Origin of the sequence: Lachnospira rogosae (ex Hitch et al. 2025) (assembly GCF_040096455.1) — a bacterium.
In the GTDB taxonomy this organism is placed as follows: Bacteria; Bacillota; Clostridia; order Lachnospirales; family Lachnospiraceae; genus Lachnospira; species Lachnospira rogosae.
This window is the reverse complement of the sequence record NZ_JBBMER010000003.1, coordinates 16,659-31,838: the sequence shown is the minus strand read 5'-3', so window position 1 is coordinate 31,838 and position 15,180 is coordinate 16,659. Positions and strand designations below refer to the sequence as shown.

Sequence of the window (15,180 nt, the reverse complement as noted above, 5' to 3'; positions counted from 1 at the left end):
TGCATATCCTCTTTAATTCTTGTAATAAGTTATAAATACATTTTCCCACTGGTTAAACATCTTGCTGGCATCAGTTAATGCAACTGTTACCATTGAATCAGAAGCAGTATCTATATATGTTACATTTTTAGAATCATAGCCTGTAATTATTACATATGACTCACTTCCGCTCTTGCCTATAACCGGACAGCCATTATCAATAAAATTGAGCATTTTATCGACTGTTACTGACTTCACACTAAGTCCTGCAACACCTGGAATAAGGCTTAATATCTCGTCAGCCGTTTTATCCTGTATATAAGCATTAATATCAAACTGTGCACCTGCATAGGAAGCCACTGTCTGTAATGCCGTTCTAAGAGATGAACCAGCATCAATTATACTAAGTCCTTTAATCTGTGCTGAGGTGTTCCTGTAACGCTTCCATATTGTGTTAGCATTATAATCATTAACTGAACCATATGTGTCATTGGCAAGTATTATAGCCTTTGATATCTGGGTTGTACTATCCTGAAAACGTCCATACCCATATACATAATATCGTCCATCACCGGCAAAATCATTATCAAGCTCCAGCAGTGCATTATCCTTATAACTTACCTCAGAAGATGTCCTGAATTCCACACTGCCTGCCGGAAGTGCTTTCATAAGCTTAATTGCAAGCTCCTGCTTTCTGTTATCTGTAACTATAGTTTCCAGTGTAAGTCCATCTTCTTGTTTATTCTCATCTTTATTAATAAGCTGGTCAATACTTGTACTTTCATAATCACCATCACCTGATTTCACAACTCTTGTAAGATTGATACGCATATCACTTACCGAAGCATCACTTACATATACACCCGGCTGTTCGTATTCCTTTATTACATTGTAATCAGAATCCATTATTTCAAGCCTATACATTGCAAATGTCCTGCTTCCATCCTCTTTTATAAGAATATCAGCTTTATCAGCTATGCCATATACGAAATCTCCATTAATATATCCAAGACATCTTATATATTCATTGTCGTCAGCCTTAATTATCTTCTCGCTGTCCGTACTCATATTGAATATTCGTATTGAGTCTGTACTATATAATCTGCCATTCATACTGTAGGCTATGGCATCTCCATTTTCTGATACAGCATATGTTCCGTCCACAAGCCCAGACACTACTGTCATAACTTCCTTACTTACAATATCTATCGAATACAGTGTATCGTCCATTAATATATAAAATGTATTCTCATCAGCAAGATAAGCTATTCGGCCAACATTCTGTGACAATATGTCATATGGCTTATCCATTGGAATATACAATCTTTCTTCTACTATATTATCTTCATATGAATACTTGCACAAAGATACGCCCGACTCGCCCTCATGCTCACCTCTGTTCATATATCCATATACTATAAAATCGCAGTTGCCATCGTTACTTACATTAAGTATCTTTATTCCGTGCTGGTTATAGTTCTCTCTTATGCCATCTGTTTCATCGGCGTTAAATGAGAATACTCTTGTATACATATTAGTATCAATATTGTAGCACCACAGAGAACCTTCATTGACAAAGTATGAATAAGTTCCCTTCTCGTCAGAATTAAATTCAGCTGTTGTTCCTGACTGTATTCCAAGATTAATCTTAGCTGTTGATAAGATGTCGTTCTTACCGTCAAATATCTGGTTAGCTTCTCTTTCATAATTAAGCAGATAAAATCCGCTTGTAGTCTGTCTTATACGGTAATATTCATACACATTATAAGAGTCATAAGATTCATATTCATTAATAGCACCTATCTTATAATCAAATGTTATTACAGCCACGTCTTTGCTTATCTCCTTAATAACCGGTATAAGCTGGCTTTCTACATATGGTCCCATATCACCCCAGCCAATCTGGCTTAATGTGCTGTTGATATTAACCTTTCCAAAATTATTATTATTGCCAGCAGACGAAGTTTCTATATACTTCTGTATTTCACTTAATCTGTCCTGATTAAATGTACAGGCATTAAAGTCCTCCACAAATGCAAACTTATCATCTATTGAATAGTCTTCACCTGTAATAATTCTTGTATAATAGTGAATTTCTTCGTGTGTGCTTGTCTCTAATATTATCTCAAGAGCATACTGCGTATTATCATCTATAAGATTCTTGATATTCAGTGTGGCAGTAATTGTTTCACCATTATTAACAAGCTCTGTAACTTTGGTATTCTCTATCAGTCCGTTATCTGACAGATTTCTTATCTTATATGTAAGCTCCTGCACCTCAGCTCCATAATTGTGAATAATAATAGGAAGCTGTCTTGTCTTTGCCACTGGAGTAAGATTATCATTAATCAGTGCCTGATTAATCTCCTGTGTAAAACCGTGCAATGAATTGAACTCATTGCCCTCTTCTGACTGCATAGTTATAACAGGAATTGTCGCCGCAGACATAGTTGTTGCCGATGGTGTAACTGACTCAAAACTCATTGACAAAAATGTGAGCACCATCGTAACTATAAATATTATTCCAAGTACAAGATACTTAGAACTTACCTTTTTATCAGATTTTCTCATATTATCTCCATTCTTATATAAGCTTGTCGATTGTCAGTTCCAAATTCAATGCCTCTAACATATCTTTAGTCTTTTCTCTGGCAGAGATGTCTTCTTTACTACTCTTAACTGCCCTTATAAGAAGATTTTTAGGAGTATGCTCCATATCTATGAATTCCAATATCTGTGTATCATAGCCATTAGCTGTAAGAAGCTTGGCTCTTGCCGCATCTGTTACTATAGCCGCCATTCTTTCTTTTAATATGCCATAGTCCATAACCGGCGATAATATATCGCTCTTTATTGTCCTGTTAGCTTCGTGCTGGCAGCAAGGCACTGATAATATAACCTCCGCCCCCCACTTAACTGCCTTGGCAAGTGCATAATCCGTTGCTGTATCACAGGCGTGCAGTGTGACCACCATATCTACCTTGTCCACATCTTTGTACGTTGCTATATCTCCAACATAGAAATCAAGCTTATCATAACCATACCTTGTTCTAAGTTCGTTACAATGTTCTATCACGTCCGCCTTAAGGTCAAGTCCTATAATTCGTATATTATATCCTTTAAGCTCCTTAAGATAGTAATACATAGCAAATGTAAGATAAGACTTTCCACAGCCAAAATCAATTATTGTAAGTTCTCTTTCCTTATCAAGCTTTGGAAGTATATCTTCTATATATTCAAGAAAACGGTTAATCTGTCTGAACTTATCATATCTTGTTCTTATAATCTTACCATCTTGTCCCATAACACCAAGGTCTATCATAAATGCCACAGGCTTTCCTTCTTGTATTATATATTTCTTGGTTCTGTTATGGCTCAGATCTCTCTGTGCCTTCAACTGTCCTGCTTTTTTATATTTGCAGGTCAATGTCTTACTCTTGCTTGAAAGTATTGTTGCAGCCGCATCAGTCATATTAATCTGTGCCTGCTTGAAATCCTCTGTCATATAATCAATTATCTTCTTCTTTACATCAGCAGCACTATGGTTAGAATGTAACACCTTTCTTCCTACAAATTCAGACACCTGGTATTCAATCTCATTCTTAAGAATAACTGGTCTTATTCTTACCTTTACTGCCTTATCTTCGCTTTTATTCTTCTGTCCGCTTATAACCATATCTATAAGCTTATCGCTAATACATATATCAAGTAATTGTGTAATATCCAATATCATAACCTCCATTTTAGGCTTACTGTACTATTTTAATATCTTTGCGGACAATACACAAGTAGCAATTAATATAAGCCTATTATCTCAATAAATGTAGTGGTCTGATAGTCTGCAATTTTATTAATAGTCCCCTCTGTTAATTGGGGTCGCCAGATATATATTGGTCTTGTCTGTTGTTTCATCATAATTCATTGATATATTAATATTGGTCTTTTTCTTTCCAATGTACATATAGCCATCTGTGTCTTTGTCATAGGCATATATTGTATACAAGTCCTTAGTTCGGCTTGCTTCTGCTTCTTTTGCACCAAGCTGGCTTAAGATGTTACCGGTTATCTGATTTCTTTCTTCTATGCTTTTATCGCCATCACACTGGCCTGTTATACATACGTTAACATTACTATCAATTCCGTATATATTGCATATTTTTTCAAGCTTCGCCTTGTATGCAGTTGTTGATGTTACTCCTTTGCCTAGCTTTATGTGGATACTTATATAGTTCTTATCCTCATCTGTCGCTTTTATCCCCATAACTACTGTTCCATATAAAGAATCCTGCGTTAATACACATTCCCGTGAAATATAACGGTTATTATACACATTTTCATAAGAGTTATTACCAGAATACTGTATATTATAGCGGTTAATTCCTATCTCTGATGCCATTTTCTCAAGTATAAGGCACATTGCCTGCTCAGATAAGTAATTATCTGACAGCTCTGTATCCACACTTATGTCAGATTGGACATTGTTATCCACATTTTCGCTGAATATACTAACAATATCACTGCCTGTATTATTAACCGCATATATACTTCTTTCCATAAAGCTTCTCACTGCTGTAACAATCCACAGAATAGCCGCTATTGTAACAGCTATCCGCTGTAATTTATATTTTCTGCATTTATACATAAAAAACCTCCCATTAACTAATAACATTATTACCAGTTAATGGAAGGTATATACTTTAATTATTAATCAGCAGCACCTAAACGTGCAAGTGATCTCTTTAATGCCATCTCAGCTCTAGGAACATCAAGATTACTGTCCTTGCTGGCAAGTCTTCTCTCTGCTCTTATCTTGGCATCATTGGCACGATTGACGTCAATCTCATCAGGCCATTCAGCTATCTCTGCTAATATTGTCACTTTATCCTTAAGGACTTCAACAATACCGCCGTGTACAGCCGCCTTCTTAATTCCGTCATTCTGGTGAATAGTCAGCACACATGGAACTAACACTGCAGTAAGTGGGATATGCTGTGGATACACACCTATCTCACCTTCACTTGTAGCTAATTCAACAAATGTGGCTTCACCATTAAAAAATACTCTTTCTGGCGTATTAACCAGAAGCTTCATTGTACCTGTATCCGCCATATCTATTCTCCTTATCAAGATATCTAATTATACTTTAATATCCGTGTCTGATACCTATTTAGATACCTTAGCAAGTACATCATCAATACTTCCACAGTTAAGGAAATAACTTTCTGGTATATCATCATACTTACCTTCGATGATTTCCTTAAAGCCCTGAATTGTATCACTGATTGGTACATAACGTCCTTCAAGTCCTGTGAACTGTCCTGCAACGAAGAATGGCTGAGAGAGGAATCTCTGTACCTTTCTTGCTCTTGATACGACCATCTTATCTTCTTCTGAAAGTTCGTCCATACCAAGGATTGCGATAATATCCTGAAGTTCTTTGTACTTCTGTAAGATTTCCTGAACATCTCTGGCAACCTTATAATGTTCTTCACCAACGATTCTTGGATCAAGAATTCTTGATGTAGACTCAAGTGGATCTACCGCTGGATAAATACCAAGTTCAACTATAGAACGTGAAAGAACTGTAGTTGCATCAAGATGTGCAAATGTTGTTGCTGGCGCTGGGTCAGTTAAATCATCCGCTGGTACATATACAGCCTGAACTGATGTGATAGAACCATTCTTAGTTGATGTAATACGTTCCTGAAGAGCACCCATCTCTGTCTGAAGAGTTGGCTGATAACCAACGGCTGATGGCATACGTCCAAGAAGGGCTGAAACCTCTGAACCTGCCTGTGTAAATCTATAAATGTTATCGATGAAAAGAAGTACATCCTTTCCACCCTTATCTCTGAAATACTCAGCCATAGTAAGTCCTGTAAGACCAACTCTCATTCTAGCTCCAGGTGGTTCATTCATCTGTCCGAATACCATTGTTGTCTTCTCGATAACTCCTGAATCCATCATTTCGTGGTAAAGGTCATTACCTTCACGAGTACGCTCACCAACACCTGTGAATACTGAATATCCACCGTGCTCTGTAGCAATATTTCTGATAAGCTCCTGAATAAGAACTGTCTTACCAACTCCGGCACCACCGAAAAGACCGATCTTACCACCCTTCTGGTAAGGACAAAGTAAATCTACAACCTTAATACCAGTCTCTAACATTTCTGTATTAGTAGCCTGCTCAGCAAATGTAGGTGCCTTTCTGTGAATAGGCATATGCTCTACTTCTGGAGCTGGCTTATTATCGATAGGATCTCCTAATACATTAAAGATTCTACCAAGTGTCTGCTCACCAACAGGTACTGAAATAGGTGCTCCTGTGGCTTCTGCTTCCATACCTCTAACAAGACCATCAGTAGGTCCAAGGGCTATACATCTTACTGTATCATCCCCAAGATGCTGAGCAACCTCTACAACGAGCTTGCCGCCGTCTTTGGTCTTTATATTGATGGCTGAATTGATTTCTGGCAGATTACCTTCTGCAAATTTAATATCTATTACAGCACTGATAATCTGAGTAATCTTACCGATATTCTTCTCTGCCATTGTTACCTCCATCTATTGTTAATTAATTGTACACGGGCTGAATACACAGACCCGCCAAGAGTTATAACAAACTCTAATTAGCCGATAGCATTTGCACCAGCAATAATCTCTGTAAGTTCCTGTGTAATAGAAGCCTGACGGGCTCTGTTATACTTAAGTGATAAATCAGAAATCATCTCATCGGCATTGCTTGTCGCATTATCCATAGCCTGCATACGTGCACCATTCTCACTGGCAACAGCTTCAATAAGTGCACCATATATAAGACTGCACACATACTTAGGTATGATAAGATTCAAAGCTTCATCTTCGGCTGGTTCATAATTCATAGGTGTTGTATCTTCCTTATCAGCACTCACGCTCTCAGTATCAACTGATACTGGAAGAAGCTTAATAAGCTTAGGCTCGTGAACAACTGTATTCTTAAATGATGTATAAGCAAGGTATATTTCACCTATCTGTCCATCCGCAAATCTTTCAAGAAGCTTATCACATATATCTCTTGCATCCGTATAAAGTGGTTCGTTAATAACATCTGAACAATCATCTGTTATATTGTAACCTCTTCTTGCAAGATAATCTCTTCCCTTAGTTCCTATTGCAATTATATCAATATCTTCCTTAGGAATTCCGCTCTCTGTAATAAGCTTGGTTATATTAGTATTGTAACCACCAGCAAGTCCACGATTGGCCGTTATTGTTATAACAGCTTTTCTTTCAGACTCACCAGCCTGAAGATACTTATGATTGATGTTACCTGATCTGGCAAGCATATTGCATATCGTTTCGTACATCAGATCTGAATAAGGCTTTGTGCTCTCTGCCTTTCCCTTTGCTTTTTGAAGTTTAACAGTGGAAACAAGCTTCATAGCCTTGGTAATCTGACCTGTACTCTGAATACTATCTCTACGCCTTTTTATATCTCTCATTGAGGCCATAGAATTTACCTCCATTCCAAGCATTAATTGCTGTTAATCGTTGATCAATCAGCAGTTAAATGTCTTCTTAAACTCTTCAATAGCACTTACAAGTAACTTCTCTGTATCTTCTGAAAGTTCCTTAGTCTCCTTAATAGATTCTGGGATCTGTGGATACTTAGTATCTATAAAATCGAATAAGCCCTGTTCAAAATCAAGAATCTTATCAACTGGAATATCTATAACGAACTTCTTAGTAACAGCATATATTATAATAACCTGATATTCTACAGGCATTGGCTTATACTGTGGCTGCTTTAACATCTCTCTGATACGTTCGCCCTGTGCAAGCTTCTCCTTAGTATCAGCATCGAGTTCTGAACCAAACTGTGAGAATGAAGCAAGCTCTCTGTACTGGGCAAGCTCTGTACGGATAGGTGCTGCAATCTTCTTAATAGCCTTAATCTGAGCAGAACCACCAACTCGTGATACTGAAAGACCGGCATTAATAGCTGGTCTGAAACCAGAGTTGAACATCTCTGTCTCAAGATATATCTGTCCATCTGTGATAGATATAACGTTAGTTGGAATATATGCAGATACATCACCGGCCTGTGTTTCAATAATTGGAAGGGCTGTAAGTGATCCTCCGCCGTATTCATCTGACATTCTTGCAGCTCTCTCAAGAAGTCTTGAGTGAAGATAGAATACATCACCTGGATAAGCTTCACGTCCTGGAGCTCTCTTTAAAAGAAGTGAAAGTGTTCTATATGCTGCTGCGTGCTTACTAAGGTCATCATATACAACAAGTACATCTTCGCCATTCTCCATCCACTCTTCACCGATAGCACATCCTGAATAAGGAGCGATATACTGAAGTGGAGCAAGTTCGCTGGCTGTTGATGCAACTACTGTTGTATAGCTCATTGCACCATATTCTTCAAGTGTCTTAACGATACTTGCAACTGTTGATGCCTTCTGTCCAATAGCAACATAGATACAATGAACTCCCTGACCCTTCTGGTTGATAATTGTATCGATTGCTATAGCTGTCTTACCTGTCTGACGGTCACCAATAATGAGCTCTCGTTGTCCTCTTCCGATTGGAACCATAGCATCAATAGCCTTAATACCTGTCTGAAGTGGAACACTTACTGACTTTCTTGTGATTACGCCTGAGGCAACTCTCTCTATCTGTCTTGTCTTATCTGTATTAATAGGACCTTTGCCATCTATTGGCTGTCCAAGTGCATTAACAACTCGTCCTGTTAACGCATCACCTACTGGAACTTCTACAACTCGTCCAGTTGTCTTAACAGTATCACCTTCGCTGATGTTTCTTGAATCACCAAGCAGAACTGCACCTACATTGTCTTCCTCAAGGTTAAGTACCATACCGTATACTTCTCCTGGGAATTCAAGAAGTTCTCCCTGCATAGCTTTCTCAAGTCCATGAATTCTTGCGATACCATCTGCTACCTGAATTACTGTACCTACTTCTGATACTTCAAGTTCGGCTGAATATCTTTTTATCTGTTCTTTTATAACTGAACTGATTTCTTCCGGTCTTAAATTCATTAGCCTTATGCACCTACTTTCTATTAGCTTAAAGCTTACGCTAACTGGATATTCTTTAAATTCCTGGTAAGCTCATCAATTTTATGTTTTATACTGCTGTCTACGACTCTGTCACCGATTCTTATAACCATACCTGCTATAAGTGATTCATCGATGTCATAATTCATCTTGAAATCCACATAATCAGTTGTTGAAAGCAATCTGCTTACAATCGACAGCTTCTGATTATCCGTGAGAGGTCTGGCTGTAGTTACATAAGCAACACCAATCTTCTTATACTCATAAATTCTCTTTATGAAATATTCAAGTGTACTTACTATCTTAGTCTGTCTGTCCTTAGATACCATTATCACAAGAAGTCCTGTAATATCCTCAGATACAAACTTCTTAAAGATATTCTCAATAAGCTGTTCCTTTTCTTTCTTCTCAACCTTTGGAGATTTAAGAACATTTACCAAATCTTCATTATCTTTAAAAATATCAATTACAGCCTGAGCTTCTTCACATAGTTCATCAACCTTAGACTCCTGGACAGCAAGTTCAAATAATGCCTCACCATAAGTTGTTTCTACTAATTTCGCCATGTGTTCTCACCCATTTCATTTAAAGTCTGTTCAATAATTGCATTGCTTTCACTCTCATCGATAGATTTAGCAATAAGCTTTGAAGCTATCATAGCTGACACTGCAACTATCTGCTGTTTAACATCGTCTGCTGCCTTCTGCTTCTCAAGTTCTGCTTCTTTATTAGCTCTCTCGATAATTCTTGCAGCTTCTTCCTTGGCTTCATCTATAATCTTCTGCTCATTATGAACTGCTGTCTTTCTGGCATCACTTAATATAAGCTCTGCCTCCTTATTAGCAGCCTTAAGCTTCTCTTCATACTCTGCCTTCATAGCAAGTGCTTCTTCTCTGCTCTGGTTAGCAGTTTCTCTGTCACTTGTTATCTTGTCCTGTCTTTTCTTTAACATATTACGTACAGGATTAAAAAGAATAACTGACAAAAGCAGGAATAATATAAATACGTTGATAGCTGTTATAGCAGCATCAAAAAGCAGCTGATAATCAAGGCCGAATAATCTTCCTGATGTTTCAAGAGCCACAAATGTACTTCCCAAATTCAATTGTTGGCCTCCTTTCCGTTATCTTAATAAATTTGTCGTCAAGACTAAATGTCTTATATTAGCCCTTAAATGGCTGAACGAACATTAAGATAATAGCTACGGCGAAACCATAAAGACCTGTTGTCTCGGCAACGGCCTGTCCAAGTAACATTGTTGATGTAATATCTGACTTAGCACCTGGATTACGTCCAACTGCTGCTGCACCATGACCTGCTGCAATACCCTGTCCAACACCAGGACCAACACCTGCGATCATCGCAATACCTGCACCAATGGCTGACATAGCCTGAATAAATTCCTGTCCACTAATATTCATCTTAAAATCCTCCGTTAAATAAATTATTATGACCAGCTATACTAGTCTGCAATCTTATCGTTAACATATACCATTGTTAACATACAAAATACATACGCCTGAATACAACCTGAGAACAAGTCGAAGTAAGCATGTAATAATGCAGGATATCCTATAGTAAATGGCTTTAATAAGTCATATATAAGTCCCATAAGAACTGTTCCTGACATAACATTACCAAACAGACGCAGTGAGAGTGACAACGGAACTGCAAACTCACCAATCAGGTTAATTGGAAATAAGAACCAGATTGGCTGGAATAAAGCAGCAAAGTGTCCTCCCTTATTCTTCTTTATGCCGTTGAACTGAACAAGTATAAATGTTATAAGACCAAGGCATAACGTCACACCATAATCGGCTGTAGGTGGCCTTAGACCAAAAAGTCCGGATATGTTAGATATAATTATAAATAAGAATAATGTTGAAATATAATTGACAAACTTATTAGCATTCTTACCCATAATTCCATCAACCATAGTTCCAAGCATCTCCACTATAATCTCTATAGCATTCTGGAACATTCCCGGTGTGTCGTCAGGCTTGACCTTATTAATCTTCACCCTGGCAACTATGGCCATAATGATTATGAAGACTGAAACCAGCAGCATAGCAACGTGTGTCGTGTTAATACTAAAAGTATAATCAATGCCTGGAATATGGAATTCCTTCAGGCTTTGAATCATAAAACTCGAATCACACGCTACAAGTGTGTTAACATAAGAGCTTCCCACCTTCTCACCTTCCTTTTTTAGTTATTAATTTATCAGTGAACGGCTGTAAATAAGCCGCTACCTTCATAGAAAACATTCCAATAACCGCACATAGCAGATCTCCAATATTAAGGAAATATAACAGTACGAATAATATAAGCATAACCAAAAGACGGATAAGATAACCAATAATCATAGTTGCTCTTGACTCTGCACCACCATATACTATCTTTCGTATTCCACTGCTCATATGAAATGTTGCAAATACCGAATATATAACTCCTGCCAGAAATCCTATGGCACACCGCATTGTATTCGGAACCAATGCAATTATTATAATCTCACCAAGTATAAGATATATTAAATTAATAATAAGCATACCTGGAATTGAGGGATTAATATCAATAATTCTATCAAGGATACGTCTACTTATGAGTTTCATTATACTTTTCAACTTTCTCTGCAATTTCTTTATCCTGCTTGTGCTTCTTCGCCTGCTCATCCTGTTTTATCGAATTCATAGCAAGCACATAAGCATTTCTTGCACCTGCAGCAATTCCAATAATAAGCAGAGGAATTGTAAAATATGTTCCAAACTTTCCGTCAAGCCATAATCCTATAGCAAGACAGAGAAACGTAGGAACCATTACACATATACTAAGCTGGGATATTAATACTATATTCTTCATAGCATTTCCTCGTTCATATATTCTTCTTATAACCCACTCATTTTAATTATATATTCGATTATAACCTTTAATTGTTAAATTGTCTACAAATTTTCTTGTCCAAATATGTCCAAAAAAAATTGAATTTCACACGTTTACTTGATATAATTTTGATAATTAATATGTGAAATTTTAATTATACAAATTTAATATTTTTAAGGAGAAATGCGTATGACAACTTTATTCCGCAAACGCCTGATACCTGATGAATGTGTAAGTCTTAAGGACGACATTATAATTCATCAGGATGACAGCCACATTATAACAAGCTGGAAAACTTTCCATCCTAAGGCAGAATTCTCTCACGGAATATCATATTACCTTATTAATGATGGTTTCAAGGTAAGTAAATTCTACAAAGAAGATAATTCACTTGCCTATATATACTGTGACATAATTGACACAGCCTATGACGCTGGCACAGATACCTATGTCTTTACCGATCTTCTGGCTGATGTAATTATTGAGAATTCTGGATTTGTCCGTGTTGTAGACCTTGACGAGCTGGCTGATGCAGCAAGTGCTAAGCTTATATCTGATGCTATGCTTGTTAACGCCCTCCACAAGCTTGATAAGCTTCTTAAGACAATATATGACGGAACATTTAACGAATATATTAATACCATTAACGAATATGAAGCAGGCATACACTAACCGTATGTCTGCTTCATATTAATTCTTATAATTCTATAGTTATCTCCCTGTTAGTATGCTCATAGCGGTAATATCTTACGCCTGCCGCATTAAGCATTCTCTTAGAGGCAATAACTGAGGCTGTATCTTTATATTTATCGCTGTCATACACAACAGTCTTTATTCCTGCCTGAATAATAGCCTTGGCACATTCATTGCAAGGGAACAATGTGACATACATCTTTGCCCCATCAAGCGTACCTCCACGATAATTAAGTATAGCATTAAGTTCACTGTGAGTTGTGTAGAAATATTTATTATCCAGAGGGTCACCTTCCCTGCACCATGGAAACTCATCATCTGAACAGCCCCTTGGAAGTCCATTATAACCCATAGAAAGTATTTTATTGTCACTGCTTACAATACACGCTCCAACCTGTGTATTAGGGTCTTTGGAACGAAGTGCTGAAAGCTTTGCAACACCCATAAAATACTCATCCCACGATATATAATCCTTTCTTTTATCGCTCATATATATTACTCCTCAAGCATTGATATTCTTCTTATATGTCTTTCATCATTGCTAAAGCCTGCCTCTAAAAATGTATCTGCAATTCTGAATGCAAGCTCTGGTCCTATAACTCTTGCACCCATACAGAGTACATTTGCATTATTATGCTCTCTTGTTGCCTGTGCACTAAAACAGTCACTGCATAATGCAGCTCTTATTCCCTTAACTTTGTTAGCAGCCATACTCATTCCAATTCCTGTTCCACATAAAAGGATACCAAGCTCACACTCACCACTTGTTATAAGGTCTGTAACCTTGTGTGCGTATACAGGATAATCGCACGACTCTGTAGTATAAGTTCCTACATCATTACACTCATAACCTTTCTTCTTAAGGTGTTCTATTAACTGGTTCTTAAGGTCTATTGCTCCGTGATCACATCCAATTGCTATCATAATTATAATCTCCTTGTGTATTTTATTAACTTCTATATAACTTTAATCAGCTTCATTCTTAGGTGCTGATATTACCTTCACTACTTTTTCAACATAGCTGTAGAGCTGTTCAAAACATTTGTTATACTCTTCCACACCCTTGCCATATGGGTCTGGTACTTCAACATCACCCTCACCCGCAAGCTCACTTAACGTAAATACATTAATCGCCTTGTCAAAGGTATCATATATTTTCTGTTTCATTGACGAATTCATCGTAAGAACAAGCGTATCTATGCCAAAATCATCATTAACAACCTGAACCGATACATTACTTGGCATAATCATATCGTGTCTTGCCGCCACAGCTACAGCCTTGGGATTGTATGGCTCTGGAAATAACACAACCATCCCCCTTGATTCAACTCTTATATCCGGCATAAGCTTGGTCATTATAGTAGCCGCCATAGGGCTTCTGCAGGTATTACCCATACATATAAATATAACTTTATTAAATCTGTTCATAATTTGACACCACCCAGTTAATGAATAATTAAGCTGGCATATGATTAACCATTAATCTTTAAACATTAATTATAGTATGTCCAGCCGCTTTTATCAATCGGTTCATAACTGCACGTCCAACATTATCTGTCTCGAAGCTCTCTGAAAATACATAGTCTACATTTTCATTATCAAACTCTCTTAATACTGCATACAGATGTCTTGCCGCACTCAGCTCATCATCTTTATGTCCCATCGAAACAATTATTCCCTTGTTATAATTGTGCTTTCCTTCTTCTGTTGTCATTACAGCGACTTTGTATCCCTGACTTATAAGTCTGTTCACATTATCGTTAATATATTCAACAACCTTAGCCTCATCACCCTCAACAATCTTAAGATCTGCATCAGGTGCATAATGCTTATATTTCATACCCGGTGCTTTAGGAACTACTCCAGACTTAACACCTTCCGTTATCGCAGGGTCAATTCTTACCACGCCTATAACCTCTTCAAACATCTCCTTAGTTATATATCCGGGTCTTAATATTGTGGGAACCTCTTCACTAAGATCAATAATTGTAGACTCAACACCTATGTCAACAGTATCATCTTCAATTATCATATCTATCTTTCCGGACAAATCCTTTATTACATGGCTTGCCCTTGTAGGGCTTGGCTTTCCTGATGTGTTAGCACTTGGAGCTGCTATATACACACCTGATGTTCTGATAAGCTCTGCTGCAACCTTATGGCTTGGCATTCTTATCGCAACTGTTCCAAGACCACCTGTAATTGAATCTGGAACTATATCCGATTTCTTCAATATCATAGTTAATGGTCCGGGCCAGAATTTATCGGCAAGCTTTAATGCCTTGTCTGGTACTTCACAGGACAGCTTATATAAAGCCTCTATATCTGCAATATGAACTATAAGCGGATTGTCTGAAGGACGGCCTTTGGCAGCATATATCTTTGCTGATGCTTCCTCGTCAAGTGCATCTGCACCAAGTCCATATACAGTTTCTGTAGGAAATGCTACAAGCCCTCCCTCTCTTAAAATCTTTCCAGCCTGTTCATATATTTTCTTATCCGTAAGACTGTCATTAGTTATTTTCGCAACAATTGTATCCATTGTTACACACCTCTTTTT

The 15,180-nt window shown here is 37.5% G+C and carries 18 protein-coding genes; 1 reads left to right on the top strand and 17 read right to left on the bottom strand.

From position 1 onward, the window contains the following. Positions 1-12 precede the first annotated feature (12 nt). From WMO14_RS04435 to WMO14_RS04375, 13 genes are all read right to left on the bottom strand, one after another. Positions 13-2,550, bottom strand: coding sequence for a hypothetical protein (locus WMO14_RS04435; protein WP_349153330.1), 2,538 nt, complete (start codon positions 2,548-2,550; stop codon positions 13-15). A 13-nt stretch (positions 2,551-2,563) separates the two neighbouring features. Beyond that, positions 2,564-3,712 (bottom strand): methyltransferase, encoded by a 1,149-nt coding sequence (locus WMO14_RS04430; RefSeq protein WP_090140494.1) that lies wholly within the window; start codon positions 3,710-3,712, stop codon positions 2,564-2,566. A gap of 117 nt (positions 3,713-3,829) precedes the next feature. Then, entirely contained in the window at positions 3,830-4,621 is a 792-nt protein-coding gene (locus WMO14_RS04425; RefSeq protein ID WP_022501444.1) for a YwmB family TATA-box binding protein, read from the bottom strand. 62 nt (positions 4,622-4,683) lie between these two features. Beyond that, positions 4,684-5,088, bottom strand: a complete 405-nt coding sequence (gene atpC, locus WMO14_RS04420) for an ATP synthase F1 subunit epsilon (RefSeq protein ID WP_055173823.1) — start codon at positions 5,086-5,088, stop codon at positions 4,684-4,686. Positions 5,089-5,142: 54 nt separating this feature from the next. Then, positions 5,143-6,534 carry a F0F1 ATP synthase subunit beta gene (gene atpD / locus WMO14_RS04415; RefSeq protein WP_022501446.1) on the bottom strand — a complete coding sequence of 464 codons (1,392 nt, stop codon included), beginning with the start codon at positions 6,532-6,534 and terminating at the stop codon, positions 5,143-5,145. Between the two features lie 77 nt (positions 6,535-6,611). Continuing rightward, positions 6,612-7,472: an ATP synthase F1 subunit gamma gene (atpG, locus tag WMO14_RS04410; protein WP_055173821.1), complete on the bottom strand. Its 861-nt coding sequence runs from the start codon at positions 7,470-7,472 to the stop codon at positions 6,612-6,614. Positions 7,473-7,520: 48 nt separating this feature from the next. Then, positions 7,521-9,029: a F0F1 ATP synthase subunit alpha gene (gene atpA / locus WMO14_RS04405; protein ID WP_022501448.1), complete on the bottom strand. Its 1,509-nt coding sequence runs from the start codon at positions 9,027-9,029 to the stop codon at positions 7,521-7,523. A 35-nt stretch (positions 9,030-9,064) separates the two neighbouring features. Next, positions 9,065-9,613, bottom strand: coding sequence for an ATP synthase F1 subunit delta (gene atpH / locus WMO14_RS04400; RefSeq protein WP_022501449.1), 549 nt, complete (start codon positions 9,611-9,613; stop codon positions 9,065-9,067). Further along, positions 9,601-10,152, bottom strand: coding sequence for a F0F1 ATP synthase subunit B (gene atpF / locus WMO14_RS04395; RefSeq protein WP_321774656.1), 552 nt, complete (start codon positions 10,150-10,152; stop codon positions 9,601-9,603). Before atpF ends, atpH begins: the two co-directional genes overlap by 13 nt. Positions 10,153-10,210: 58 nt before the next feature. Continuing rightward, the gene (gene atpE, locus WMO14_RS04390; protein WP_022205028.1) at positions 10,211-10,468 is read right to left on the bottom strand and encodes an ATP synthase F0 subunit C; all 258 of its coding nucleotides are present in this window, start codon (positions 10,466-10,468) and stop codon (positions 10,211-10,213) included. 41 nt (positions 10,469-10,509) lie between these two features. After that, positions 10,510-11,190 (bottom strand): F0F1 ATP synthase subunit A, encoded by a 681-nt coding sequence (gene atpB, locus WMO14_RS04385; protein WP_090140553.1) that lies wholly within the window; start codon positions 11,188-11,190, stop codon positions 10,510-10,512. A 52-nt stretch (positions 11,191-11,242) separates the two neighbouring features. Next, the gene (locus tag WMO14_RS04380; RefSeq protein ID WP_055173817.1) at positions 11,243-11,659 is read right to left on the bottom strand and encodes a hypothetical protein; all 417 of its coding nucleotides are present in this window, start codon (positions 11,657-11,659) and stop codon (positions 11,243-11,245) included. Next, positions 11,643-11,906: an AtpZ/AtpI family protein gene (locus WMO14_RS04375; RefSeq protein ID WP_022501453.1), complete on the bottom strand. Its 264-nt coding sequence runs from the start codon at positions 11,904-11,906 to the stop codon at positions 11,643-11,645. The genes WMO14_RS04380 and WMO14_RS04375 overlap by 17 nt, the downstream gene beginning before the upstream one ends. 210 nt (positions 11,907-12,116) lie before the next feature. Between WMO14_RS04375 and WMO14_RS04370 the strand changes: the two genes are divergently transcribed. Next, a complete protein-coding gene (locus WMO14_RS04370) occupies positions 12,117-12,599 on the top strand; it encodes a ribonuclease FAU-1 family protein (protein WP_022501454.1) in 483 nt (160 codons plus the stop codon). A 25-nt stretch (positions 12,600-12,624) separates the two neighbouring features. Here the strand turns inward: WMO14_RS04370 and WMO14_RS04365 are convergent, their stop codons facing one another. Genes WMO14_RS04365 through WMO14_RS04350 form a run of 4 tightly spaced genes read right to left on the bottom strand, consistent with a single transcriptional unit; the run spans position 12,625 to position 15,162 of the window. Beyond that, positions 12,625-13,110 carry a deoxycytidylate deaminase gene (locus WMO14_RS04365; RefSeq protein ID WP_055173815.1) on the bottom strand — a complete coding sequence of 162 codons (486 nt, stop codon included), beginning with the start codon at positions 13,108-13,110 and terminating at the stop codon, positions 12,625-12,627. 5 nt (positions 13,111-13,115) lie between these two features. Then, positions 13,116-13,544, bottom strand: a complete 429-nt coding sequence (gene rpiB, locus WMO14_RS04360; protein WP_055173813.1) for a ribose 5-phosphate isomerase B — start codon at positions 13,542-13,544, stop codon at positions 13,116-13,118. A 42-nt stretch (positions 13,545-13,586) separates the two neighbouring features. Continuing rightward, positions 13,587-14,048 (bottom strand): arsenate reductase/protein-tyrosine-phosphatase family protein, encoded by a 462-nt coding sequence (locus WMO14_RS04355; protein ID WP_022501457.1) that lies wholly within the window; start codon positions 14,046-14,048, stop codon positions 13,587-13,589. A 58-nt stretch (positions 14,049-14,106) separates the two neighbouring features. Continuing rightward, the gene (locus tag WMO14_RS04350) at positions 14,107-15,162 is read right to left on the bottom strand and encodes an L-threonylcarbamoyladenylate synthase (RefSeq protein ID WP_116444161.1); all 1,056 of its coding nucleotides are present in this window, start codon (positions 15,160-15,162) and stop codon (positions 14,107-14,109) included. Between the last annotated feature and the right edge of the window lie 18 nt (positions 15,163-15,180).